This window comes from Nonomuraea muscovyensis, from assembly GCF_014207745.1.
Classification (GTDB): Bacteria; Actinomycetota; Actinomycetes; order Streptosporangiales; family Streptosporangiaceae; genus Nonomuraea; species Nonomuraea muscovyensis.
Genome location: NZ_JACHJB010000005.1, coordinates 22,524 through 46,497 on the forward strand (window position 1 = coordinate 22,524; position 23,974 = coordinate 46,497).

General features: G+C 73.2%; 20 protein-coding genes. 7 read left to right on the forward strand and 13 right to left on the reverse strand.

Annotated features, from left to right (window positions below; translation table 11 throughout):
- Positions 1–41: 41 nt before the first annotated feature.
- The 5 genes from FHU36_RS42275 to zwf form a co-directional block, all read right to left on the reverse strand.
- Positions 42–1,889 (reverse strand): serine/threonine-protein kinase, encoded by a 1,848-nt coding sequence (locus tag FHU36_RS42275; protein ID WP_185089793.1) that lies wholly within the window; start codon positions 1,887–1,889, stop codon positions 42–44.
- A gap of 208 nt (positions 1,890–2,097) precedes the next feature.
- Positions 2,098–2,709 (reverse strand): bifunctional 4-hydroxy-2-oxoglutarate aldolase/2-dehydro-3-deoxy-phosphogluconate aldolase, encoded by a 612-nt coding sequence (gene eda / locus FHU36_RS42280; protein WP_185089794.1) that lies wholly within the window; start codon positions 2,707–2,709, stop codon positions 2,098–2,100.
- A gap of 68 nt (positions 2,710–2,777) precedes the next feature.
- Positions 2,778–3,986, reverse strand: coding sequence for a glucokinase (locus tag FHU36_RS42285; protein WP_312892224.1), 1,209 nt, complete (start codon positions 3,984–3,986; stop codon positions 2,778–2,780).
- The gene (edd, locus tag FHU36_RS42290) at positions 3,983–5,941 is read right to left on the reverse strand and encodes a phosphogluconate dehydratase (RefSeq protein WP_185089795.1); all 1,959 of its coding nucleotides are present in this window, start codon (positions 5,939–5,941) and stop codon (positions 3,983–3,985) included. The genes FHU36_RS42285 and edd overlap by 4 nt, the downstream gene beginning before the upstream one ends.
- A gap of 47 nt (positions 5,942–5,988) precedes the next feature.
- Positions 5,989–7,500, reverse strand: coding sequence for a glucose-6-phosphate dehydrogenase (gene zwf, locus FHU36_RS42295; protein WP_281394640.1), 1,512 nt, complete (start codon positions 7,498–7,500; stop codon positions 5,989–5,991).
- Positions 7,501–7,638: 138 nt separating this feature from the next.
- On the opposite strand from zwf, the gene FHU36_RS42300 reads away from it, so the two are divergent.
- Positions 7,639–8,829, forward strand: a complete 1,191-nt coding sequence (locus FHU36_RS42300) for an ROK family transcriptional regulator (protein ID WP_185089797.1) — start codon at positions 7,639–7,641, stop codon at positions 8,827–8,829.
- A gap of 40 nt (positions 8,830–8,869) precedes the next feature.
- On the forward strand, positions 8,870–10,453 hold the full coding sequence (locus FHU36_RS42305; RefSeq protein WP_185089798.1) for an OmpA family protein: 1,584 nt from the start codon (positions 8,870–8,872) through the stop codon (positions 10,451–10,453).
- A 36-nt stretch (positions 10,454–10,489) separates the two neighbouring features.
- Here FHU36_RS42305 and FHU36_RS42310 read toward each other — a convergent pair whose 3' ends face one another.
- Both FHU36_RS42310 and FHU36_RS42315 read right to left on the reverse strand, forming a co-directional pair.
- Positions 10,490–11,020 (reverse strand): hypothetical protein, encoded by a 531-nt coding sequence (locus FHU36_RS42310; RefSeq protein ID WP_185089799.1) that lies wholly within the window; start codon positions 11,018–11,020, stop codon positions 10,490–10,492.
- A 129-nt stretch (positions 11,021–11,149) separates the two neighbouring features.
- On the reverse strand, positions 11,150–11,863 hold the full coding sequence (locus FHU36_RS42315) for a DUF2470 domain-containing protein (RefSeq protein WP_185089800.1): 714 nt from the start codon (positions 11,861–11,863) through the stop codon (positions 11,150–11,152).
- Positions 11,864–11,940: 77 nt separating this feature from the next.
- Between FHU36_RS42315 and rpsD the strand changes: the two genes are divergently transcribed.
- Positions 11,941–12,555, forward strand: coding sequence for a 30S ribosomal protein S4 (gene rpsD / locus FHU36_RS42320; RefSeq protein WP_185089977.1), 615 nt, complete (start codon positions 11,941–11,943; stop codon positions 12,553–12,555).
- Positions 12,556–12,582: 27 nt separating this feature from the next.
- On the opposite strand, the gene FHU36_RS45315 is transcribed toward rpsD, so the two are convergent.
- Positions 12,583–13,599: an ion transporter gene (locus FHU36_RS45315; RefSeq protein WP_312892225.1), complete on the reverse strand. Its 1,017-nt coding sequence runs from the start codon at positions 13,597–13,599 to the stop codon at positions 12,583–12,585.
- Between the two features lie 67 nt (positions 13,600–13,666).
- The gene (locus FHU36_RS42330) at positions 13,667–14,143 is read right to left on the reverse strand and encodes a nitroreductase family deazaflavin-dependent oxidoreductase (protein ID WP_221497442.1); all 477 of its coding nucleotides are present in this window, start codon (positions 14,141–14,143) and stop codon (positions 13,667–13,669) included.
- A gap of 98 nt (positions 14,144–14,241) precedes the next feature.
- Here FHU36_RS42330 and FHU36_RS42335 point away from each other — a divergent pair, with 98 nt between their 5' ends.
- Entirely contained in the window at positions 14,242–14,556 is a 315-nt protein-coding gene (locus FHU36_RS42335) for a DUF4190 domain-containing protein (protein ID WP_185089801.1), read from the forward strand.
- 22 nt (positions 14,557–14,578) lie between these two features.
- Here FHU36_RS42335 and FHU36_RS42340 read toward each other — a convergent pair whose 3' ends face one another.
- On the reverse strand, positions 14,579–15,238 hold the full coding sequence (locus tag FHU36_RS42340; protein ID WP_185089802.1) for a TetR/AcrR family transcriptional regulator: 660 nt from the start codon (positions 15,236–15,238) through the stop codon (positions 14,579–14,581).
- A 68-nt stretch (positions 15,239–15,306) separates the two neighbouring features.
- Here FHU36_RS42340 and FHU36_RS42345 point away from each other — a divergent pair, with 68 nt between their 5' ends.
- A complete protein-coding gene (locus FHU36_RS42345; protein WP_185089803.1) occupies positions 15,307–16,047 on the forward strand; it encodes an ABC transporter ATP-binding protein in 741 nt (246 codons plus the stop codon).
- On the forward strand, positions 16,044–16,787 hold the full coding sequence (locus FHU36_RS42350) for an ABC transporter permease (protein ID WP_312892226.1): 744 nt from the start codon (positions 16,044–16,046) through the stop codon (positions 16,785–16,787). The genes FHU36_RS42345 and FHU36_RS42350 overlap by 4 nt, the downstream gene beginning before the upstream one ends.
- A gap of 49 nt (positions 16,788–16,836) precedes the next feature.
- Here the strand turns inward: FHU36_RS42350 and FHU36_RS42355 are convergent, their stop codons facing one another.
- Complete coding sequence (locus FHU36_RS42355; protein WP_221497461.1) at positions 16,837–18,180, reverse strand: S8 family peptidase; 1,344 nt, start codon at positions 18,178–18,180, stop codon at positions 16,837–16,839.
- A 192-nt stretch (positions 18,181–18,372) separates the two neighbouring features.
- On the opposite strand from FHU36_RS42355, the gene FHU36_RS42360 reads away from it, so the two are divergent.
- Positions 18,373–20,433 (forward strand): spermine/spermidine synthase domain-containing protein, encoded by a 2,061-nt coding sequence (locus tag FHU36_RS42360; RefSeq protein WP_185089805.1) that lies wholly within the window; start codon positions 18,373–18,375, stop codon positions 20,431–20,433.
- Between the two features lie 107 nt (positions 20,434–20,540).
- Here the strand turns inward: FHU36_RS42360 and FHU36_RS46685 are convergent, their stop codons facing one another.
- Together FHU36_RS46685 and FHU36_RS46690 are read right to left on the reverse strand one after the other, a co-directional pair.
- Positions 20,541–22,286: an LCP family glycopolymer transferase gene (locus FHU36_RS46685; RefSeq protein ID WP_185089806.1), complete on the reverse strand. Its 1,746-nt coding sequence runs from the start codon at positions 22,284–22,286 to the stop codon at positions 20,541–20,543.
- A gap of 132 nt (positions 22,287–22,418) precedes the next feature.
- Positions 22,419–23,867, reverse strand: a complete 1,449-nt coding sequence (locus FHU36_RS46690) for a neutral zinc metallopeptidase (RefSeq protein ID WP_312892227.1) — start codon at positions 23,865–23,867, stop codon at positions 22,419–22,421.
- Positions 23,868–23,974: the final 107 nt, after the last annotated feature.

Genomic DNA, 23,974 nt, shown 5'->3' on the forward strand with positions numbered 1-23,974 from the left:
GCCGGATGCCCGGCGGGCCGCGTGATCCCCGGCAGCGTGGTTCAGCCGAACGTGACGCGCACGCCGTTGCTCAGGCCCGAGTCGTGCAACTCCACCCCGGCGGGACTGGCGTCCCTGGGCAGCTCGAAGACCACCGTGCCGGTGAAGGAGCCGCCCGGGCCGACCCGGACCGGCGTGATCTCCGAGCCCTCCTTGTCGAGCAGCCGGACGCCGCCGTGCAGCCGGTCGTCCTCGTCGAACAGCTTCTGCTGGCCCGGGTAGAGCACCCGGGCCTCCTGGCCGATGTTGTCGACCTGCACCGTGACCCGGCAGGTGCGCTGCTCGGCCGACTTTGCGGGCTTGGGGCACTTCGTGGCCGTCACCGCGAACTTCAGGCGGCCGTCCTGCACCGTGGTGTCGGCGCCCACGGCGGGCGTCCGTGAGACCCACGCGATCACGGCCAGCACCAGCACGAGGAGCACCACGGCGATCACCACGGCCGTCACGCAGCCCGTGAGGACGCTCCGGCGCGGCTTCTGCGGCGCGTACATGCCCGTCGGCGGCAGCGGCCCCTGACCCGTGTGCTGTCCCGTGGGCCGGGGCAGCGGCCCCTGACCCGTCTGGTGGAGCGGCGGCGGCCCGGGAGGCCGTGACGGCGGGACCGGCCCGGTGCGCTCGGACGGCGGCACCTGGGCCGCGAGATGGGCCGGGGGCACGGGGCCGGTGCGCTCGGCGTGCGGCACCTGCGCCGGGTGCACCGGCGGGACCGGCCCGGTGCGCTCCGGCGGCGGCACCTGGCCCGCCTGGGCCGCGAGATGGGCCGGGGGCACGGGGCCGGTGCGCTCGGGATGCGGCACCTGGGCCGCCGGATGCGCGGGCGGCGGCTGCGGGGCGCGCACCGTGCGGGACGACGCCTGCGGAGGGGACGGGGGAGGGGCCTGCCGTCCACGGGAGTCATGCGGCACCGGAGCGCCCTGCGGGCCGCGCGGACCCCGCGGGAACTCCGCCAGCGGCGGGAACTCCGTGGGGTTCCACGCGTTGGTGAGGTGACGGGTCGCGGCGAGCTGCGCGGCCGGCTCGTCGGCCGCCCCCACCAGCTCCAGCAGCAACTGCCGCGCGGCGGGGCGGCGCGCGGGGTCGGGGTGGATCGCCGCGGCGACCAGCCGGTCCAGCGGCGCCGGCAGCCCCCGCAGGTCGGGCGGCGCGGTGCGGGCGCGGGCCGCCATCACGTACGCGTCACCCTCGCCGAACGGATGCCCACCCAGCCCGGCGTAGGCGATCAGCGACCCCCAGGCGAACACGTCGCCGGCCGGGCTCGTCCGCCCCTCGAACACCTGCTCCGGAGCGATCCAGCCGGGCGTGCCCATGACCATGCCGGCGTTCGTGTGGCGGGACTCGACGTGCGTCGAACGGGCCAGCCCGAAGTCGATCACGCGCGGCCCAGCCAGGGTCAGCATCACGTTGGCCGGTTTGAGATCGCGGTGCACCAGGCCCGCCGCGTGGATCGCGGTCAGCGCCGCCGCCACGCCCACCGCGGCCGAGTGCAGCACGGACGACGGCAGCGCACCGTGCTGGATCAGGTGGTCCTCGAGCGAGATGCCGTCGATGTACTCGGTGACGAGGTAGAGCACCCCGTCGTGCTCGCCGTGGTCCAGCACCCGGGCCGTGCAGAACGAGGCGACCTTGCGGGCGTTGGACACCTCCTCGTGGAAACGCGCCCGGTAGACCGGGTCGGCGGCGTAGCCGCGGCGGATCGCCTTGAGTGCCACCTGCGCCCCGTCGGCGCCCCTGGCCAGGTAGACGGTGCCCATGCCGCCCGAGCCCAGGCGGCTGACCAGCTCATAGGGGCCGATCGCCGGCGGGTCCTCGGGCGTCAGCGGGGTGCCCGCGGAGCGGCCTTGCTGCCCCAACGTCGCTGTCCTCTCGCCGTCGTCGTCCCGCCGCCGCGAACCGACCGATCCTGCGCCCGGCATGCCCTTTTCCCCCCAGACTCTAACGGAGGAAGGGCCCACCCGGTGGCGACCTGACGCGCTCGCCGGGTCGTGGCGTCCGCAGGGCGACGCGCGCCCCACGCACGAGCCGCCGGACGAGCGTGCCAGCCGCGGCGGCGGGTGCGGGTCAGCGGAGGGCGGCGGCCTCGGCGGCGAGCTTCTCCACGCGCCCCCAGTCGCCGGCGGCGAGCGCGTCGGCCGGGGTGAGCCAGGTGCCGCCCACGCAGCCCACGTTCGGCAGGGCGAGATAGTCGGCGGCCGTGGCCGGCCTGATGCCGCCCGTCGGGCAGAACCGCACGTCCGGCAGCGGACCCGCCAGCGCCTTCAGGTACGGCACGCCGCCCGCCGCCTCCGCCGGGAAGAACTTCAGCTCCTTCAGCCCCCGCTCGGCCAGCGCCATCACCTCGGAGGCGGTCGCCGCCCCGGCCAGGAACGGCACGCCGCTCGCGGCCATGGCGTCCGCCAGCGACGGCGTGGCGCCCGGGCTCACCAGGAACTTCGCCCCGGCGGACACCGAGGCCGCCACGTCGCCGGCCGTGCGGACGGTCCCGGCGCCGATCACGGCGTCGGGCACCTCGGCGGCGATTCGCCCGATCGCCTCCAGCGCGGGCTCGGTCCGCAGCGTCACCTCGATGACCGGCAGGCCACCGGCGACGAGCGCCCGCGCCATCGGCACGGCGGTCTCCACGTCGTCGATCACCACGACGGGGATCACGGGGGCGAGGTCGAGCAGGCTCATGGTGTTCTCCTCATCGGGGCCGCCGGGGGACACGGGCATCGGCCCCCGGTACGGCTGTCGTGCGCCCGTCAGGGCGTCGCGGTCGTCGTGGTCAGGCCGCCGGACGCGGCCCCGGCGGCCGGTGCGTCGGACGCCGCAGCCGGTGCGGCAGCCGACGTCCCGGTGGACGTGGTGGTGGACGTGGTGGTGGACACGGCGGTCGACACGGTGGTCGACATGGTGGTGGATTGCCCGGCGGACTGCCGGGCGAGCCAGGCTGCGGCGCCGGTCAGGGCGGGCTGCGGTGCCACGATCAGCATCGTCGCGATGGCATCCAGGTATCCAGACATGTCGGGGTTCGCGGTGAATCTGGCACGGAAGTCACCCGCGCACACGCGTTCCACGATACGGGGCAGGACGCCACCGCCCAGGTAAACCCCGCCACGGGCGCCCAGGGTGAGGGCCACGTTCGCGGCGAAGCTGCCCAGCATCCCGCAGAACACCTCGATCGTCTCGGCGCACAGCGGGTCGTCCTGTCGCGCCACGATGTCGGAGGCGGCCAGCTCGGGGGCGGTCACACCGTTCACCTCGGCCAGCGCCCGGTGCAGCCGTACGAGACCGGGCCCCGACAGGACCCGCTCGGCCACCACCTGATCGGCCTCGCCGTGGACGGGCGCGACAGCAGGCGTACGAGCAGGCGTGACGGCGGGGGAGCCGGGGCGCCCGGAGCGGCGGGCCTGGGCGCGCAGGACGCGCAGGACCTCCAGCTCCCGGTCGTCCTGCACCGGCACGCTCACGTGCCCGCCCTCGCTCGCGATCGGGAGCCAGCCGCTCCCCACCGGTACCAGCCCGGCCACGCCGAGCCCGGTGCCGGGCCCCAGCACGGCCTTGACCCCCGGCCCCGGGACGGGACCGGCCCCGGGACCGTCGGGGCCGCCGATCGGTACCAGGTCGTCGCCGTCCAGGTGAGGCAGCGACAGGGCCAGCGCCTCGAAGTCGTTGAGCAGCGTCGCGTTCGGCACGCCGAGGTCGCGGGCGGAGCCCGCCCACGGCAGGTTCGTCAGGGTGTACCGGTCGCCTTCGACGGGCCCGGCCACCGCCAGGCACGCCGCTCCCGGCCGCCCGCCGTCCGCGTGCTCGGCCAGGTAGGCGGCCACGGCGTCGGGAAGGGTGCGGTGCTCGGCGCCCGCCAGGACCGCCACCTGCGACGGCCGCGCGCCGGGGCCGGTGACCAGCCCGAAGCGCGCGTTCGTCCCGCCGATGTCGGCGACCAGCCACGGGTACGGCAGAGCGCTCACCGGCCGCCGATCCTCGCCCGTTCGGTGGCCCCCGCGTGGGCGCCGACCCGGTTCGTCTCCAGATGCGAGGCGCCCGCCTCGGCCGGGAAGCCGAGACCGGGGCCGTGGTGCGGCGACTCGGCGCCGCTGACGCCGAAGATGCCCGCGCCCTGCTCGGCGTGCCCCGCCATCCGGCGGAACGTCGCGAACAGCTCGCGGCCCGTGCCGACCCACTGGGCGTCGCTCAGCGGCCGGCCGGCCGGCGTGCGGCGGGCCAGTTCCTCGGCCGGCACCAGCAGCTCCAGCGTCCCGGCCGCCGAGTCGAGCCGGACCACGTCGCCGTCGCGCACCAGCGCGATCGGCCCGCCGTCGGCCGCCTCGGGCGACAGGTGGATGGCCGCCGGCACCTTGCCGGACGCGCCGGACATGCGGCCGTCGGTGACGATCGCCACCCGCTGCCCCCGGTCGAGCAGGACGGCCAGCGGCGGGGTCAGCTTGTGCAGCTCGGGCATGCCGTTGGCGCTCGGCCCCTGGTAGCGGATGACCGCGACGAAGTCCTGTCCGTCCAGCTCGCCCGCCTCGAACGCGCTCAGCAGGTCGAGCTGGTCGTCGAACACCTTGGCCGGGGCCTCGATCACCAGGTGCTCGGGCTTGACGGCCGACACCTTGCTCACGGCGCGGCCGAGGTTGCCCTCGACCATGTGGATGCCGCCGTCGGCCGCGAACGGCTCGGACACCGGCCGCAGCACGTCCAGATCCTGGCTGCCTCCGCTGACCTGCTCCCACACCAGGGTGCCGTCGCGCAGCTCCGGCGCCGACCGGTAGTGGTCGAGGCCGCGTCCGGCCACCGTGAGCACGTCGGCGTGCAGCAGCCCGGCGTCGATGAGGTCGCCGATGAGCACCTGCATGCCGCCGGCGTCGCGGAAGTGGTTCACGTCCGCCTGGCCGTTGGGGTAGATGCGGGTCAGCGACGGCACCGCCTTCGACAGGCACGCCAGGTCGTCCCAGGTGAGCACGATGCCCGCCGCGGCGGCCATGGCCACCAGGTGCAGGGTGTGGTTGGTGGAGCCGCCGGTCGCCAGCAGCGCGACGCAGGCGTTCACGATCGCCTTCTCGTCGACCAGCTCGCCGACCGGGGTGTACTCGGAGCCGTGCGCGGTGATCTCCACGGCCCGGCGGCCCGCGGCCTCGGTCAGCGCCTGGCGCAGCTCGGTGTGCGGGTTGACGAACGTCGAGCCGGGCAGGTGCAGGCCCATGACCTCCATCAGCGCCTGGTTGGAGTTGGCGGTGCCGTAGAAGGTGCAGGTGCCGGGGGAGTGGTAGGACTTGGCCTCGGCGTCGAGCAGCTCGTCGCGGCCCACCTTGCCCTCGGCGAACAGCTGCCGGGTTCGGGCCTTGACCTTGTTCGGCAGCCCGGAGGTCATCGGCCCGGCCGGCACGAACACCGCGGGCAGGTGCCCGAAGTGCAGCGCGCCGATCAGCAGGCCGGGCACGATCTTGTCGCAGACGCCGAGCAGCAGCGTCGCGTCGAACATGTCGTGCGACAGCGCGATGGCCGTGGACATGGCGATCACGTCGCGGCTGTAGAGCGACAGCTCCATGCCGGCGCGGCCCTGGGTGATGCCGTCGCACATGGCGGGCACGCCGCCCGCCACCTGCGCGACGCCGCCGGCCGCGCGCACCGCCGCCTTCAGCACCGGCGGGTACGTCTCGTACGGCTGGTGGGCGGAGAGCATGTCGTTGTAGCTGGTCACGATCGCCACGCCCGGCTTGGCCGTGCCGCGCAGCAGGGGCTTGTCGGCGGCGGGCGCGGCGGCGAAGCCGTGGGCCAGGTTCGCGCAGCCCAGGTGGGCGCGGGCGGGCCCCTTGGCGCGGGCCGCCTCGCCGTCGCGGCGGATCCGCTCCAGATAGACGGTACGGCTGGCGCGGCTGCGTTCGACGATCCGGTCCGTGATCTCCTGGATGACGGGGTTCAAGGACGCTCCTTCGTAGGGCTGACGGCTGCCGGGGGCGGTGGGCGGGGTCACGACTCCTCCTCGTGCCAGGAGCGGCCGCTGCGGCCGAGCAGTTCGCGGGCTCCCTCGGGGCCGGCCGTGCCCGCGGGGTAGGGCTCGGGCAGCTCGGTGGAGGTCTCCCAGGCGGCCAGGATCGGGTCGATCCACCGCCAGGCGGCCTCGACCTCGTCACGGCGCATGAACAACGTCGGGTTGCCCGCCAGCACATCGGTGAGCAGCCGCTCGTACGCCTCGGGGACCCGTGCGGTGAACGTCTTGCCGAAGCTCAGGCTCAGCGGCACCGGCTTGAGCGTGACCTCGCCCGCGCCGGGCTCCTTGGCCATGATGTGCAGCTCGATGCCATCCTCCGGCTGCAGCCGCAGCACCAGCCGGTTGGGCATCCCGCCCGGGAAGATGGAGTGCGGCACGTCCTTGAACTGCACCACGATCTCCGACACGCGCCGCGGCATGCGCTTGCCGGTGCGCAGGTAGAACGGCACCCCTGCCCAGCGCCAGTTGCGGATCTCGGCGCGGATCGCGGTGAACGTCTCCACCCGGCACGACTCCTCGGTCGGCGGGGTGGAGCCGGGCTCGTCGAGGTAGCCGGGCATGCCGTCACCCTCGACGTACTGGCCGCGCACGGTGAACCGGTCGACCTCGCCGCCCGTGATGGGGCGCAGCGACTGCAGCACCTTGACCTTCTCGTCGCGGATGGCCTCGCGGTCGTTGCGCGCCGGAGGCTCCATCGCGGTCAGGCAGAGCAGCTGGAGCAGGTGGTTCTGCACCATGTCGCGTAGCGCGCCCGCGTGGTCGTAGTAGCCGCGCCGGCCGGGCGTGCCGACGGTCTCGGCGGCGGTGATCTGCACGTGGTCGATCCAGAGGGAGTTCCAAATCGGTTCCAGGAAGGCGTTGGCGAAGCGGAGGACGAGCAGGTTCTGCACCGTCTCCTTGCCCAGGTAGTGGTCGATGCGGAAGATCTGCTGCTCGTCGAAGATCGCGCCGACCTCGTCGTTGATGTGCTGAGCCGACGCCAGGTCGTGGCCGAGGGGTTTCTCCAGCACCACCCGCGAGCGGGGCGTGACCAGACCGGCCGCCGCCACCTCGCGGCAGAACGTGCCGAACGTCCGCGGCGGGCTCGCGAGGTAGAAGACGCGGTCGCGGTCCTCGTGCCCCGCCAGCAGCGCCGCCAGCGCGTCCCACCCGGAACCGCCGGGACCGGCCGTGTCGTCGGCGTTCTGGACGCCGACGTCGACGGTCACGTGGTGGAGCCGGTTCACGAAGCGCCGCCAGCCGGCCGGGTCGCCGGCGGGCACCTGGTCGCGTACCTCGGCGTCCACCTTGCCGCGGAAGTCCTCGTCGTCCAGCCCGCCGCGGGACAGGGCGATGATGCGGGTCTCCGGGGAGAGCCGGCCGTCCCTGTCGCTGTGGTAAAGCGCCGGGAGCAGCTTGCGCATGGACAGGTCTCCGGTGCCGCCGAACACCACCAGATCGGCCGTGTACGCGGCGGACGTCGGGAGCGCGGACGTCGAGAGGGAGGACAAGGCGGAACTCCGATGATCTGTAAGAGGGACAGAACGGACACTAGTCAGAGTTTGGGTCGTGCACAAGCGGAGTTTTGGCATTCGAGATGAAAAAGTCCGGAGTTTTCATTACCTAACCTCCTGTGGTTCACTAAGCCGATGGCCCGACGTACCGCCGCGACGCTCGCCTCGAGTGGCGAGGTGCTCCGCCTCATCCGCACGGGCGAGGCCGTGACACGGGCGGACCTCGGCCGGGTGACCGGCCTGTCCCGCCCCGCGGTGCAGGCGCGCGTCGGTGAGCTGCTCGAGCGCGGCCTCGTCGTGGAGCGCGCCGACGCCCCCTCCACCGGCGGGCGGCCCCCGGTCCGGCTGGAGTTCAACGCCGCGGGCGGCGTGGTGCTGGTGGCCGCGCTCGGGGCGACCCGCACCCGGGTCGCCGTCTGCGACCTCGCGGCCCGCGAGCTGGCCGGCCGGGAGTTCGCCATGGACGTCGAGCAGGGGCCCGACGTGGTGCTGCCGCTGCTCATGGACACCTGGGACGAGCTGCTCGGCGACCGTCCCCGTACGATGATCAAAGGTGTGGGCATGGGTGTGCCCGCGACCGTGGAGTTCGCCGAAGGCCGCACCGAGAGCGCCCGGGTGATGGCGTCGTGGACCGGCGTGGTGATCCCGCCGATCATCCGCGGGCGCTTCCCGGTGCCCGTGCTCGTCGACAACGACGTGAACGTGCTGGCCATCGGCGAGCACCGGGGCGTCTACCCCGAGCTGGCCGACCTGATGTTCGTCAAGGTGTCCACCAGGATCGGCGCGGGCGTCATCGCGGGCGGCGAGATCCTGCGCGGCGCCATGGGGGCGGCCGGCGAGATCGGCCACATCCCGGTCCGCGACGGTCTCGGCGTGCTGTGCCGCTGCGGCAACGTCGACTGCGTCGACTCCGTCGCCAGCGGCACCGCGCTGCTGCGCCAGCTTCGCGAGGCCGGCAAGGACGTCAAGACCATCGGCGACGTGACCGCGCTGGTGCGCGCGGGCGACGCGCGGACGATGGCCACCGTGCGCGAGGCGGGCCGCCGGATCGGCGAGGTGCTGGCCGGTGCGGTCAACATCCTCAACCCGTCGGTGGTGGTGCTCGGCGGCGACATGGCCGAGACGTTCGGGCCGCTGGTGTCGAGCATCCGCGAGGTCGTCTACCGCCGCTCGACCGCGCTCGCCACCCGCCGGCTGCGCATCGAGCCGAGCAGGCTGGGCGCGGGGGCGGGCATCAGCGGCTGTGCGGTGATGGTCCTCGACCACGTCCTGTCGCCCGACGCCGTGGATGACAGCCTGACCAGACGCGCTGCTTCCGCGTCATAGCGCCCGAAAAGGGTGTTTATGGTGTGGCAGGATATGCCGGATGTGGCATAAGACCCTGACTGCTACCTCCGTGGCGCTCGCTCTCGCCGTGACCGGCTGCGGCGTCGTGCCCCTGCCGAGCGCGGCGGACCCGGCGACGCGGCCCCCGTCCGCCGCCCCCACCCCCACCCCGTCCGGGCCGGCCACGACCGCACCCCCGTCGAGCGCCCCGCCGGCCACCCCGGCCGCCGACTCCGGGCCCGCGCTGGCGGTCACCCACAGCACCGAGACGCCCACGTACAAGATCGAGGTCGTCGGCCTCAACCGGGTCGAGGGCGCCCACCTGCTCGTCCGGCTCCGCCTGTCCAACACCGGCGAGAAGGACCTGCCGTGGTCCGCCGACCTGCAGGACAACTTCGCCAGGAACGGCGCCTTCGTCTGGGCGTCCGGCATCGGGGTGCTCGACGCGCAGGCCCGGCGCTGGCTGATGCCGTACCAGCGAGGTGAGGAGTGCCTGTGCACCCACCAGGACCGCGACGGCCTGAAGTACTTCATCGAGCCCGGCGCGTCCATCGGCGTGTACGCCGTCGTGCCGGCCCCGTCGGGTAACCCGGCCACCGCCACGGTCGTCACCCCGGCCGCCCCGCCCCTCGTGAACGTGCCCATCAGCGACGACCCGCCGGCCATGGAGATGCCCGACCTGTCCGGCGTCACCCCGGTCCGCCACCTGGTCGCGACGCCGTCCGAGGCGCTCGACAAGTCGGAGGAGACCGCCGACGACGGCAGGCAACTGCAGGTCAGCCTCTCCTCCGACGTGCTCTTCGCGGTGGACAAGGCCAACCTGACGGGCAGGGCGCGCACGGTCCTGGCGCGCACCGCCAAGCTCGTGGACGCCTCCTCCGGCACGACCGTCGAGATCGCCGGGCACGCCGACTCCACGGGCACCGACGCCATCAACGACCCGCTGTCCCGCCGCCGAGCCGAGGCGGTGCGCAAGGCGCTCGCCGGGCTCGTCAGCCGCGACGGGCTCCGCTTCACGGCCCAGGGGTACGGCTCGCGCCGCCCCCTCTACAGCAACGACGAGGAGGAGGGCCGCCGCCGCAACCGGAGGGTCACGGTCACCTTCGCCAAGCCGCGTCAGGCGGCCCCGCCGCCCACCGCCGCCGCCTCCCCCTCGACCTCCCCCGGTGAGGCGACGGCCGCCGCGCCGGGCCCGACGGTGAGCGCCCGGTCGGAGGGGCAGCCGTTCACGGCCGAGATCACCGGGCTGCGCCGGCTGCCCGGCGGCCTGGGCGTCCTCACCTACCGCCTCACCAACCGGGGCGAGCGCGAGGCCTGGCACCACCGGCTCAACTGGTCCAGCGAGTGGATGTCGTACCGCTACCAGGCGGCCAGCAACGTCCGCCTCACCGACCAGGCCGAACGCCGCCAGTACCTGCCGGGCCGCATCGAGGTGGCGGGGGACGACGGCCCGGTCACGTACTGCGCGTGCACCGAGATGGCGGGCGTCCGGCTGTCCACCGGCAAGTTCGCACCGGGCGAGGCGCGGGAGTTCTGGAGCCTGTTCGGGCTGCCGGCCACCGCCTCCCGGCTCACCGTGAAGATCAGCGACTTCCCGGCCACCGAGGTCGCGGTGACCGGGTGAGCCCCCGGCTCCCGGCGTGAACCCGCTCGACGGCGGCTAGCCCTGCCGGGCCTGCGCCTCCTGGGGCTTGACCGTGCCGGGCCCGCCGTCGCGCGGGTCCGGCTGCTTCGTCCGGCCGGGTGGGATGTGGCCGGACGGAGGGCCGCCCTTCGACGTGGAACCGGGGGCCACGGCGGTGGCCTGCGGAGGAGGGCTGGCGGGGCGGGTGGTCCGCACCGGCGTGCCGGGGGCCACCGGCTCCGGTGACGTCGTGGCGAGCGTGCGGCGGGTGCGTTCCGGCGTCGGGCGGGGGCGCGTCCGGGAGGGCGCCGCGGTGAGGGTGGGGGGATCGGCGGAGTGCACGGGCGGGACGGTGTGCACCCGGCCGGACGAGGGGAGACGGTCGGAGCCGCCCGTGGCGGCCACGGTGACCGGCCGCACCGGCCCGCGGCCCGGCAGGTCGGCCGGCGACAGTCGTATCCCGGCGAGGTCACCGCCGCCCAGGACCACCGCCGTGGTCAGCAGGGCCGTGCCGGTCAGCACGCCGGCGAGCATCAGGACACGTCTGCGCCGCTCGGTGTCGCTCACAGCCGCCGATGATAGTGACCCGCCGCCACTGGTCGGACTATTCACCACTAATCGTGATCAAGACGATGACGTCTGAATTATCCGCTCGTCAGGGGACTCGTCACCCGGCCGGTGGATTCCGGAGGTGCCTCAGCAGGTGCACAGGAGGCCGCGCAGCGCGGTCTCCAGACACTGCCCCGTGTGCGCCGGAACCGGCCACGGGAAGCGGATCAGCGACCCGTCCACGTGCACCGTCGCCCCGAACCGGTCGAGCTCCCACAGCCAAACCTCGCCCGCGCCGTCGCGCGATCCCTCGCCGAGGCGCCGGGACACCCCGCCGGCGAGCTGGGCCCGGTGCGCCTCGTTGACGTGGGCCAGCACCCGTTCGGCCGTCTCGGCCAGCGGGTCGGGGTTCGCGTCGAGGTAGTCGTCGGCGTCGAGGATCCCCGACTCCTGGCCGGTCAGGTAGGCCACCTGGGCCACGTCGAGCCGCAGCAACCGGGGCGCGCCGGGCTCGCCGTACCTCTCCAGCGCCTCGAACAGCGCCTCGTCCGGGCTGGCCGCAGCCACCGCGACCGCCGCCGCGCGCGCCTCGGCGGCGGGTACGGGCTGCGCCCATCCCTGCACCTCGATCAGCCCGCGGGGGTGCTCCACCTCGCCGAGCCGTCGCGTGGCGGTGAGATGCACCGCCACGACCGCCTCGTCGTCCAGCGCGTGCAGCCGCTCGCCGGGTCGCACCAGCAGCACCGGACGGCCCCGCCCGTCCACGCCGCCCCGGGCGGGTGACGGCACGCCGTCGAGGGTCATGCGGGCGACGGCCGCGGACGCGGCGAGCGTACGGACGCGTTCGGGGATCGGCAGCACGGGGGCTCCTTGAGATCGCACAAGACTGTAGGTTAGCCTTACCTAAGTAAGGATTACCTAATCATATTGAGGTGAACGTGCGCTACACCGGTCCGAAGGTGCGCCTGTCGCGCCGCGCGGGCGTGCCGCTGACCAGGAAGGCCGTGCGCTACTTCGAGCAGCGCCCCTACCCGCCCGGCGAGCACGGTCGCAAGACCAACCGCCGCAACACCGGCGACTACGGGCTGCGCCTGCTGGAGAAGCAGAAGCTGCGCTGGTACTACGACGTGTCGGAGCGGCAGCTGCGCCGCTACTGGGACCTCGCGGTACGCAGGCCCGGCGCGTCCGGCGCCGAACTGGTCTCGCTGCTGGAGACCCGCCTGGCCTCGCTGGTGCTGCGCGCCGGCCTGGCCCCGTCGATCTACGCGGCCCGGCAGTACGTGACCCACGGGCACATCGCCGTGGACGGCCGCAAGGTGGACATCCCCAGCTACCTCGTCAAGCCCGGCCAGGTGGTCACGGTGCGCGAGCGGTCGCGCCGGATGCAGCCGTTCGTGGCCGCCGCCGAGGGCGTGCACGCCGACGAGCGGATCGCGCCGTACCTGACGGTCGACCACGCCGACCTGCGCTTCACGCTGACCGCCTGGCCGGAACGCGAGCAGGTCGTGGTCCCCGTGGACGAGCAGCTCGTCGTGGAGTTCTACTCCCGCTGATCCGTGCCGGGGTCGGAGCGGGTGGGCCTACTTCCGGTGCGCGGGCTCGGCGGGCGCGAGCTGGCGGCGCAGCGCGGCGACCTCCTCGCGCAGCGCGGCCAGCTCCTCCAGGACCCGCGCCTCCGCGCTGCCCCCGGGAGTTGCCGCGAACTCCGGCCCGCCCGCCGCCGCCACCGGCCCGGCGCCTATCGAGCCGGAAGGGGTGGAGCCGGAAGGGGCCGAGCCGTAAGGGGCGGAGCCGGAAGGGGCCGAGCCGGAGGGCGGCGGGCTCGAAGCGGCCGGGACCGGCGGGGCCGGGTCCGACGTGGTGGGATGTGCCAGGGCCGTTCCGGCCAGTGCGAGGTCCACCATGGCCCGCTGGCGCTCCGCCGCCGACTCCTCCTCCATGGCGCTCACCACGACCGCCATGAAGAGGTTCAGCACGATGAAGGTGCTGACCAGGATGAAGGCGGTGAAGAAGACCCAGGCGGACGGGTGGCGGGTCATCACCTCGCGGGCGATGTTGCCCCAGTCGTCGCCCGTCATCGTCTGGAACAGGGTGAACAGCGACACCGGCAGGCTGCCGAACCGCTGCGGCGCCGTCTGGCCGTACAGCTTCGTCGCCATCACGGCGGCCACGTACAGCACCAGCGACAGCAGCAGCACGATCGAGCTCATCCCCGGCATCGCGCGCAGCAGGGCCGAGACCACCCGGCGCAGGCTGGGCACCACCGACAGCAGGCGCAGCGCGCGCAGGACGCGCAGCGACCGCAGCACCGACAGCCCGCCCGTGGCGGGCAGCAGCGCGACGCCCACGATCAGCGTGTCGAAGAGGTTCCACGGGTCGCGCGCGAACCGCCATCGCTCGACGTACACCTTGGCGGCCAGCTCGGCGACGAAGATGTAAAGCGCCGCGTGGTCGACCAGGGTGAGCAGGTCGCCGTGCCGCTCCACGACGGACGGCACGGTCTCGAGACCGAGGGTGGCGGCGTTGACCAGGATCACCGCGACGATGAACTGCTGGAAACGCTTGCCGAAGACGATGACGCGGATGCGTTCGCGCACGGGTGGGGGCTCCTAGGGACGTGCTGCCTGCCCCACCATGATGACGTAAGTGATCACCACCTGACGATCACGTGGGGGGAGTCAGGCGGAAGACCCGCAGCTCGCGCCCCGACTTTTCGGTGTAGCGGTCGTAGAGCGGCCAGTTGGCCAGCAGCCTCGGCCACGCCTCGGCGCGAGCCTCGCCGGTCAGCAGCGTGGCCACGACGGGGATCTCCCGGCCCCGGTGGGTGACCGTGGCCTCGGGGTTCTTCAGCAGGTTGGCGCTCCAGGCCGGGTGGGTCGGCCCGCCGAAGTTGCTGCCCACGACGAGGAACGCGCCGTCGTCCTCGGGCAGGCACGCCAGCGGCGAGCGGCGGGGCAGCCCGGTTTTGGCGCCGGTGGTCGTCAGGACCAGCGAGGGGATGACCCGGTCGCTGCTGATCAACCGCCCGCCCGTGAGCCGGTGCAGGGCACGGTCGAACTGCGGGACGAACCGGGGCCCGGCCTTCATGAACCACTCGGTCGAGGCCAGCCACTGGGCGAAAGGCTTGAGAACGGCCATCATGCCGCGAGTGTAGCAAGCGCTCGTTCAACTGCCACGCCCCTGTGCGCTGTGGTATAAAACGGCCGTAGCGAGTCGATGGACGAGGGGCCGAGGCGCAGATGTCATATCCGAACTACGGTCCATCCCCGTACGGACCGCCTCTGACGCACCCCAACGGCACCACGATCCTCATCCTGGGCATCCTGAGCCTCGTCGTGTGCTCGCTCATCGGGCCGTTCGCCTGGGTGATGGGCAACCGGGCGCTGCGCGAGATCGACAGCAGCGGCTACATGTACGAAAACCGCGGCCACGTGCAGGCCGGCCGGATCTGCGGCATCGTCGGCACCTGCCTGATGCTGGCCGTGATCGGCCTCTACGCGTTCTTCGCCCTGATCTTCGGCGGGGTCGCCATCCTCGACGGGCTCGACGGCTGACCGTCGCTGGTCGCGAACACGGTCACGCGCCCGCGGAGGACGGGGCCGGTGGCCGTAGGCCGTAGTCGCCGATCCCCGACTCCAGCCGGTCGAAGGCCGCCCGCGCCTGCTCGCGCAGGGCGGCCATGGCCTCCAGCCTGCTCTCGCCCGCCATCGTGCGGCGCAGCAGGTGGCGGGCCACGAGGCGCGTCAGATCGAGGATCTGCGCGGCCACCAGCTCCGGGGCCAGGTCGTCGGGGTCGGCGCCGGTGTCCTCGGCGATGGTCGCGGCCAGCCTCATCGTGGTCAGGTGCTCGATCTCGCGGGCCCGCGCCCGCAGCGACGGGCTGTCCATCACCAGCCGGCCGAACGTGTCGGCGCCCTCGTTGAGCCCGTAGCGCCAGTCGGACTCGTCCATCGCCCTGAAGTAGTCGCGGCGGAAGGCCGCCACCACGCTCTCGCCGTGGGCCCGCTCGCGCACCACCCGGTCGTAGGACTCCTGGAGCTCCTGCTGCCGGTCGAGGAACAGGTCCTCCTTGGTGCCGAAGTAGTTGAAGACCGTGTTGACCGACACGTCCGCCGCGCGGGCCACCTCGGCCACCGTGACGTTGTCGAAGCCCTTGACCATGAACAGCCCCATCGCCATGTCGGCGATGCGCCGGCGCGTCTCCCGCTTCTTCCGCTCCCGCAGCCCCTCCTCCATGCCCCCATGCTACCCAGTTTGCAGTGGCTCCAAAATTGTGGCTACTCTAATTTTGGAGGCGATGAAAAATGATCGAGACGCGAGGTCTCAGCAAGACGTTCAAGGGCGGCGCCGAGGCCGTCCGGGGCGTGGACATCACTGTGGAGCGGGGTGAGATCGCCGGCTTCCTCGGGCCGAACGGCGCGGGCAAGACCACGACCATGCGCATGCTCACCACGCTCCTGCGGCCCACGGCGGGCACCGCCACCGTGGCGGGACACGACCTGCTGGCCGACCCCCGAGGCGTACGGCGGCACATCGGCTACGTCTCGCAGGGCGGCGGCGTGAACCTGACCGTCCCCCTCGACGGCGAGCTCGAACTGCACGCCATGCTGCACGGCCTGACCCGCGCCGAGGCGCGCCGGCGCATCACCGAGGTACTGGACCGGCTCGACCTGGGGGACCTGAGGCACCTGCCGGGCGGTGCGCTGTCCGGCGGCCAGCGGCGCCGGTTCGACATCGCCTTCGGCCTGCTGCACCGGCCCGGCCTGCTCTTCCTCGACGAGCCCACGACCGGGCTCGACCCGCAGAGCCGCGCGCACCTGTGGGACCACATCCGCGCCCTGCGCGACGAGCACGGGATGACCATCTTCCTGACGACCCACTACCTGGACGAGGCCGACGCCCTCTGCGACCGCCTCCTGATCATCGACCACGGCCGGATCGTGGCCCAGGGCAGCCCGGCCGAGTTGAAGGCCGGCGGCCGCACCCTCGACGACGTGTTCCTCGACATCACCGGCAGGTCGCTGCGCGAGGGGGTGGCCGCGTGACCGCGCTCGCCGCCGCGTCGCGCGACACGTGGCTGCTGTTCCGCCACGGGTTCGCCGTCACGATGCAGCAGAAGGTCGGCGTCGTCTTCGGCGCCGTCCAGCCGCTGCTCTTCCTCGTGCTGTTCGGGCCGATCTTCGCCACGATCGGCACCTGGGAGACGCTGGTGCCCGGTCTGATCGTGCAGCTCGGGCTGATGAGCACGGGACTGGCCGGGTTCGGCATCGTCATGGAGAGCAGGTTCGGGGTGCTGGAGCGGATGCGGGTCACCCCGGCGAGCCGGCTCGCGCTGCTGCTCGGCCGGGTGCTCAACAACGTGGTCACGCTGGCCGTGCAGACCGCGCTGCTGCTCGTCGCGGGCTTCGCCTTCGGGCTGCGGGTGCCGCTCGCCGGGCTGCTGGCGGCGTTCGTGCTCGTCCTGCTGCTGGGGGCGGGGCTGGCCGCGCTGTCGTACGCGGCGGCGCTGACGCTGAACGAGCACCTGTTCGCGCCGGTGATGACGACCGTGGTCGTGCCGCTCACGCTGCTGTCGGGGGCGTTCCTGCCGATGTCGATGGCGCCGGGCTGGCTGAACGCGATCTCCTACGTCAGCCCGTTCAGGTACGTGCTGGAGGCGCTGCGCGAGCTGTTCGCCGGCCACTACGCGAGCACCACCGTCCACGTCGGGGCGGTGGTGACGGTGGCCTTCGCCGGGCTGGGCGTGGCGGTCGGGACCCGGGTCTTCCACCGGGAGAACGCCTAGGACGGTCGAGCCGCGCGCCGGGGCGGAACCCCGGCGCGCGGCCGTGCGGTCAGCTCTCGGCGCGGCGCCGCAGGGCGGCGAGGACGCCGGTCGGGTCCACGACGCCGTATCCGTGGTCGTAGTCGAAGCCCAGTGCGCCGCGGTCGTCGGCGCTGCGGCGCAGCAGCGTGCGGAGCTGGGCCGGCGACAGCCGGGTGCACGGCCACCGCGTGCGCACCGCGGCCACCAGCCCGGCCAGGACGGGTGTCGCCGCCGAGGTGCCCGAGTCGGGCTCCGCGACGCCGAACGCGTGGGAGCCCGAGAAGTGCGTGTAGGCGCACAGGTCGGGCTTGCGGTCGCTCAACCGGCCGGGCCCCTGCGAGGAGTAGCCGACGCGATGGCCGCGGACGTCGACGCCGCCCACCGACAGCGCCTGCGGGTGGGAGTTGGCGCCCACGATCGGCCGGTCGGGGAACGCGCACCGCCCGTCGCGGCACTGCGTGCCGCAGTTGCCGGCGGCGAACAGCACGTCGGCGCCCGCCCGCTCCAGCGCCGCCACCATCACGTTGAACGGGTGCGCGGGACCGTCGGAGTAGTTGCCCGGATGCCCGACCGGGAAGTCCCACTCCGGCGAGAACGACCCCCACGAGTTGCTGACCACCAGCGCCCGGGAGGCGGCGGGCTGGTCCTGCAGCACCGTGCGCAGATGCGCGAACGCCGCCACCGCGTCGGACAGCAGGCCGTCGATCGCCGACCCGCCGGGCCGCCTCGACAGCAGCACCGGGATGTCGATCACCGAGGCGCGCGGCGCGCCGATGAGCGCGTCGAACGCGCACATCGTGCCGTGGTCCACCTCGAACTCGCCCGGCCGGCCCCGCACTCCGGCGGGCACCCAGCTCCGCCGGGCGTCGAGCGTGAAGTCGCGCCCGAGGCGCCGGGCGGTGTGGGCGGCGTTGACCCCGGTGTCGAGCACGGCCAGCGCGACCCCGCTCCCGTCGAGGCCCTCGGCCCGCAGCTCCGGCCCGCCGATCAGCCGCTCCACGTCGTGCCAGTCGCCCACCGGCGGGTCGCCGCCGCAGGTGAGGCTGGACTCGATCACCGGGTCGGCGAACACGCCCGCGACGTCGGGGCGCAGCGCCAGCAGCATCGCCACCCGGGTGGCCGTTTCGTCGTCGGGGAGTGTGCCGCGCACCAGCACCGAGGCGTCCTCGGCGGCCATCGAGAAGTCGAGCGGCCCGCGCAGCGAGAGCGGGTCGCCGCCGGCCGCCGGGAGCGGGCGGGGGAGCGCCACGGGCGTGAAGCCGGCGTCCAGTTCGACGCCGGGCAGCCCGTCGGCGACGTCGGCCGTGCTCGCCGTGCGCTCGGGGTCGGCCACGGCGGCGACCAGGTCGGGGGACGGGCGGAGCTGGATCATGACCCGCACGGGAATCACCACCGGGGAGCTGGGGGAAGGAACGTTCCAACGTTCCTCCAACCCGGGCCCCGCGTCCAGCGGTGTGTAAAGGATGAGCAGGCCGAAAGCACCACCATGCAGGACACGCGGTTGATGATTTCTTCGGCCCGGCGACCTTCCGTGATCCTCTCGCGTTCACTACGGTGAGGCGTCATGACGCTTCAGGCGCGAAAGCCGGTCTCCGAGGGCGCGGACCACTGGCTGGCGGTCCGGCCGAGGCTCGTCCTCGCCAGCGGGTTCATGCTCTTCCTGGAGCTGGCCCTGATCCGCTGGACCGGGTCCAACATCGTGCACCTGAGCTACTTCACCAACTTCGTGCTGCTCGGCTCGTTCCTCGGCATCGGGCTCGGCTTCCTTCGCGTCGGCAGGTCGAAGAGCCGGCCCTACTACTCGCCGGTCGTGCTGTTCGGCCTGGTGATCGTGGTGCTGACGTTCCCCGTCACCGTCGACCGCGACACCGAGGGCGTCCTCTACTGGACGAGCCTGCACACCGCGGGGCCGCCCGCGTGGCTCATCCTGCCGGTCGTCTTCTGCGCCGCCGCGGTGGTGCTCATGGGCCCTGCCGAACTGGTCGGCAGGTGCTTTCCGGAGCTGCCCCGCCTGGAGGCCTACCGCTACGACCTGATCGGCAGCCTCGCCGGGATCGCCGCCTTCACGGCGCTGTCGTTCCTCAGCGCGCCGCCCGTCTACTGGGGGATCATCGCGGCCGCCGCCTACGGGGTGCTGCTGGCGCCGGGACGCTCGGCGCCGCGTTCGGCGGGACGGCTGGTGCCGTACCTGGGGCTCGTCACCGTGCCGTCCCTCGCGGTGGTGGCGCTGCTGCTCGCCGAGTCGCTGACCGCCGGGGCGCTCTGGTCGCCGTACTACAAGGTCACCTACAGCCAGGGCCGGGTGCTGGACGTGCCGGTGACCGACATCGCCGTCAACGGCATCCCGCACCAGCAGGCCGTGCCCGCCGCCGCCCGGCTGCAGTGGGAACGCCAGTACGGCCTGCCGTACGAGCGGGCCGTCGCGGCGCCCAAGGACGTGCTCATCGTCGGCGCGGGCAGCGGCACGGACGTCGCCATCGCGCTGTCCAGGGGCGCGAGCCGGGTCGACGCCGTCGAGATCGACCCCAAGCTGCGCGAGCTGGGCGGCTCCACGCACCCCGACCGCCCCTACGCCGACCCGCGCGTCACCACGCACATCACCGACGGCCGCGCCTTCCTCGAACGCACCTCGGCCCGCTACGACCTGATCCTCTTCGCGCTGCCCGACTCGCTCACCCTCGTGTCGGGGGCCAGCTCGCTGCGCCTGGAGAGCTACCTGTTCACCGAGGAGGCCATGCGGGCCGCCCGCGACCGGCTCAAGCCCGGCGGCGCGTTCGCCATGTACAACTACTACCGCGAGAGCTGGCTCGTCGACCGGCTCGCCTCGACCGTGCAGGCCGCCTTCGGGCACCGGCCGTGCGTCGACGTGGTCAGCACCGCCGGCCAGCAGGCCGTCATCACCGCCGGCGCGACCCCCGCCGCGCAGCGGTGCGGCCCGGCGTGGGCCGGCGCCACGGCCGCCACCCCGCCGCCCGCCGGCGACGACCGGCCGTTCCTCTACCTCAAGGACCGGACGATCCCGCCGATCTACCTCATCACGCTCGGTCTCATCCTCGCCGTCAGCCTGCTGGCCGTGCGCGTCGTCGCCGGCCCCTACCGGCGGATGCGCCCCTATGCCGACCTGTTCCTGCTCGGGGTGGCGTTCCTGCTGCTGGAGACCAAGAGCGTCACCGGGTTCGCGCTGCTGTTCGGCACCACATGGGTGGTCAACGCGATCGTGTTCGCCGGCGTGCTGGTGGCGGTGCTCGCCGCCGTCGAGGTGACCCGCCGCTTCCGCACCCCGCCGCTGCCGGTCATGTACGGCGTGCTGCTCGCCGGCCTGTTGCTGGCCTGGCTGGTGCCCAACGCGTGGCTGCTGTCGCTGCCCCTGCCGTTGCGCGCGGTGGCGGCGGTGACGGTGGCGTTCCTGCCGATCTTCGCCGCGAACGTGGTCTTCGCCAAGCGCTTCGCGGACACGGCCGACGGCACCACCGCGTTCGGCGCCAACCTGCTGGGGGCGATGGTGGGCGGGTGCCTGGAGTACCTGGCGCTGGTGATCGGCTACCAGGGTCTGCTGATCGTGGCGGCCGTCGTCTACCTGGGCGCGTTCGCGCTGCTGCCCCGCTCGACGGCGCCGGCGGCCTGACGGCCTGGCGGCGCTGGCGGCCTGGCGGCCTGGCGGCCTGGCGGCGCTGGCGGCCTGGCGGACGAAACCCCCTGGTCGCGGGAGACCAGGGGGTTTCGTCCGTCAGGTCAGAAGCCGCAGAGCTCCTCCAGCGACTGGGCCGACTTCTGGTTGTTGCGGGTGGGCGTCTGCGTCGGCTTGGCGGCGGCCGACGTGCTGGGGGCGGTCGAGGCCGTCGGAGAGGCGGCGGCCGCGGCGGCCCGGCGGGGCGGCCTGGTCGAGTCGGCGATCGCCTTCGCCGCCGCGCGCCGGATCTTCACCCAGTCCGGCGAGCCGGGCCAGAACTCCGGCGGGACGAACTGCATGCTGGTGATCTTGGCTTTCTTCACCTTGAGCGCCAGCCCGACCAGCGGCTCCACGAGCTGCTGGGGGATGTTCGTCTGGGCCAGCCGCTTGGTGGCCGAGGCGATCTTGGAGAAGTTCAGCAGGATCTTGTCCGGGGTGGCCTGCTTGGCGAAGGCGCCGATGACGCAGCGCTGGCGGCCCATCCGGGAGAAGTCGTCACTGCCCACCCGGGACCGGCCGTACCACAGGGCCTGCTCGCCCGACAGCATCCGGGTCCCCGCCTTGATGGTGCCCGCGGTGCCGTACAGGCCGCCCCACCTGACGTCCTGCTCGACCCGGATGCGCAGGCCGCCGATGGCGTCCACCAGGTCGGCGAAGCCGTACATGTTCATCAGGGCGTAGTAGTCGATCTTGATGCCGAGCGTGTGGCCGATGGCGTCCATCAGCGCCCGCGCGCCCTTGTTCTTGCCGCCCATGATCTGCGGGTGGTCGTTGGCGTACTGCCACACCTCGTTGAGCAGGCCGCCCTGGCCCAGTTCGGCCATGTAGCCGTTGGGGAACTGCTTGTGCAGCGGCGAGGAGGGGGGAAAGCGCACGTGCTGCAGGTTGCGCGGCAGGCTGAACAGCACGGTGTTGCCCGTCTCGATGTCCACGCTGGCCACGTTCATGCTGTCGGTGCGCACGCCGGTGCGGTTGCCGGCCGCGTCACCGCCGAGCAGCAGGAAGTTGACCCGCTTCCTGCCGTTCCACGGGTCCTCCTCCTTGATCGGCGCGACGCCCGGTTCCGTGCTGACGCTCGGGAAGATGGTCCGGAACGTGTCGCGCACGGTCAGCACCGCGTTGGCCCCGAGGGCGAACGGCGACATCACCGCCACGCAGAGCACGCCGACCAGGATGCCGGAGACGATCTGCCCCTGCTGGTCGAGCCGGCTCGGGTTGAGCGCCACGTACGAGGTGACCAGCAGCGCGAACCAGCACAGCGCGCCCACCGACAGCAGCACGACCATCGTCACCATCATGCCGTTGCCCGCGAAGGCGCCGAGGTTCTCGTCGTTGCGCGTCAGCCCGAAGGCGAGCGCGGCGATCAGCAGGACGGCGTACACGCCGAGCAGCGCCAGCCCGGTACGGCGGTGCCCGGCGCGCAGGTGAGCGGCGCCGGGCACGATGGCGGACAGGGCGGTCCAGCCCAGGACGGAGCCCGCGTTGAGCGGCTTGGCGAAGCGGGGCGCGCCGGCGGGCGCGCGGCCGGGCGCCCGGCCCGGTCCCTTGCCCTCCGCTCTGCCCGGGGGCTTCTGGCGCCCCGCGCCGCCGGGCGACGTCCCGGCCGCGCCCGCCGAGGGGGAGGTGTCCGCCGGGCGGGCCTTGCCCGGGTCGGCTGACGGGACCCTGCCCGCGTCGGCGGACGCCGGCCCGCCGGAGGCCGCGGAGCCGCGGGCGCCGGAGCCAGGCTCACCGCCCGACGTCGGGCGGGGGCGGCGGGCAGGGCGCCGTTTTCTGCCCCCGGTGTCTACCCCATCGCGCTTGCTCACGCCGGCTCCTTCACACGCCTACCTGGCAAAACACAGTTTTGCCCCCCGTTGGGCACAAGATTGCCAGGATTCTAGCTGCCATAAGGGGACATCAGAGACATGTGCCCAAGCTGAGATGAACAGCAGAAGACCTTATGACGTCGAGGAGGAGGGCGCCAGCCAGGTGTTGCACTGGTAGGCCTGACTCCGCTCCCAGCCCTGCCGGAACCACCGGAAGTTGTTCGCCGGAGACCCGTGGTCGCGCGGATATCCGGGATGGTCGCCCACCTGCCCGTAGAAGGCGAACAGGCGGGCCCGGTTGCCGGTCGCGACCGGATAGCTCGCCGCGACCGAGCGCATCCACATGCCACCGAAGCAGGTGGCCTGGAGCTCCAACCTTCGGCTGAGCGCCAGCTTGCCGCTGCTGCTGGTGGAGTCGAGCGTCTGGCGCCACCAGGAGTCCATCAGCCCCGTGATGTTCTGCACGTGGTGTCCGTACTCGTGGGCCATCATGCTGATGATCGCGCCGTGCCAGGAGACGATCTGCCCGTAGCCGCGCTGGTTGCCGTTGCCCCTGGCCATCGCCGAGGTGGAGGCGTAGATGGTGTTGTTGCGCGGGCAGTAGTAGGGCACGATGCTGCCGCGCGACGGGTAGTCGCCGCACGCGCCCCGGCCCCGGCCCGCCGCGATGGCGTAGCCCGGCGGGCTGAAGGCGATGCCCTGCCTGCGCAGGATCGGCCCCCATGCCTGGTCCATGCACCTGCCCGTCTTCAGGATCAGCGACTTGAGCTGGGCGTGGTTGAAGATGCTGGCGTTGCCGGCCCGGCAGGTCAGCCGGGGCAGGGCGCCCGCCCGGTACATGGTGTTGTTCTTCAGGCTCGTGTTGAGCGTGACCTTGGCGGGCGGGTCCACGGTGGTGTCGCGGGTGCGGGTGGGCGTGGGCCGCCGCGTGGGCTTCTCGGACCGGCTCTCCGTCCGGTTCGGGGTGGTCTTGCGCTCGTACGGGGTGTAGGTGGGGAGCGCCACCGGCGTGCCGACCTCGCTGCGCGACGAGCTCTTGAACACCGCCGAGCCCACCACGACCAGCACGAGCAGCCCGGCCATCGCCCCGAACACCAGGCCGATCACCCCGGCCGCCCCCATGCCGGACTTCCTGCGCGGCTGCGGCCAGCCGTGGCCCTGCGGCGGCATGGGCGGCCGGGGCGGCGGCATGGGAGGCGGCGGGGGTGGCGGCTGCTGCCCGTACGGGCCGCCGTGCCGTTGCTGCTGGTGGTGCGGCTGCTGCTGGGCCGGGCCGGGCTGCGGCTGGTACGGGGCGCCGGGCGGCTGCTGGGGCGGCCCGTACGGCGGCTGAGGATAGGGCTGCTGGGGGTAGGGCTGCTGAGGGTACGGCTGTTGGGGTGCCCCGGGCGGCGGTTGCTGCGCGGGGGCGTACGGCGGCTGCTGGGCCGGCGGGCCGTAGGCGGGCCCCGGCCACGGCTGTGCGGGCGGCGGTCCGGGCGGGCCCTGCCCGTGCCCGGGAGGCGGCCACGGCAGCGAAGCGGGCCGCTGCGGCTGCCCGTGGCCCGGGGGCGGCGGGGGATGCTGCCCGTTGCCTGTCACCGTGACGCCCCCTCAGCTCGATTGTCCGTATCACGTGACTCCTCCCGTCACGCGTCGGACCTTTGCCAGATTTTGGGCAGAAGCTTACTGATTTCTCACCCGTCACG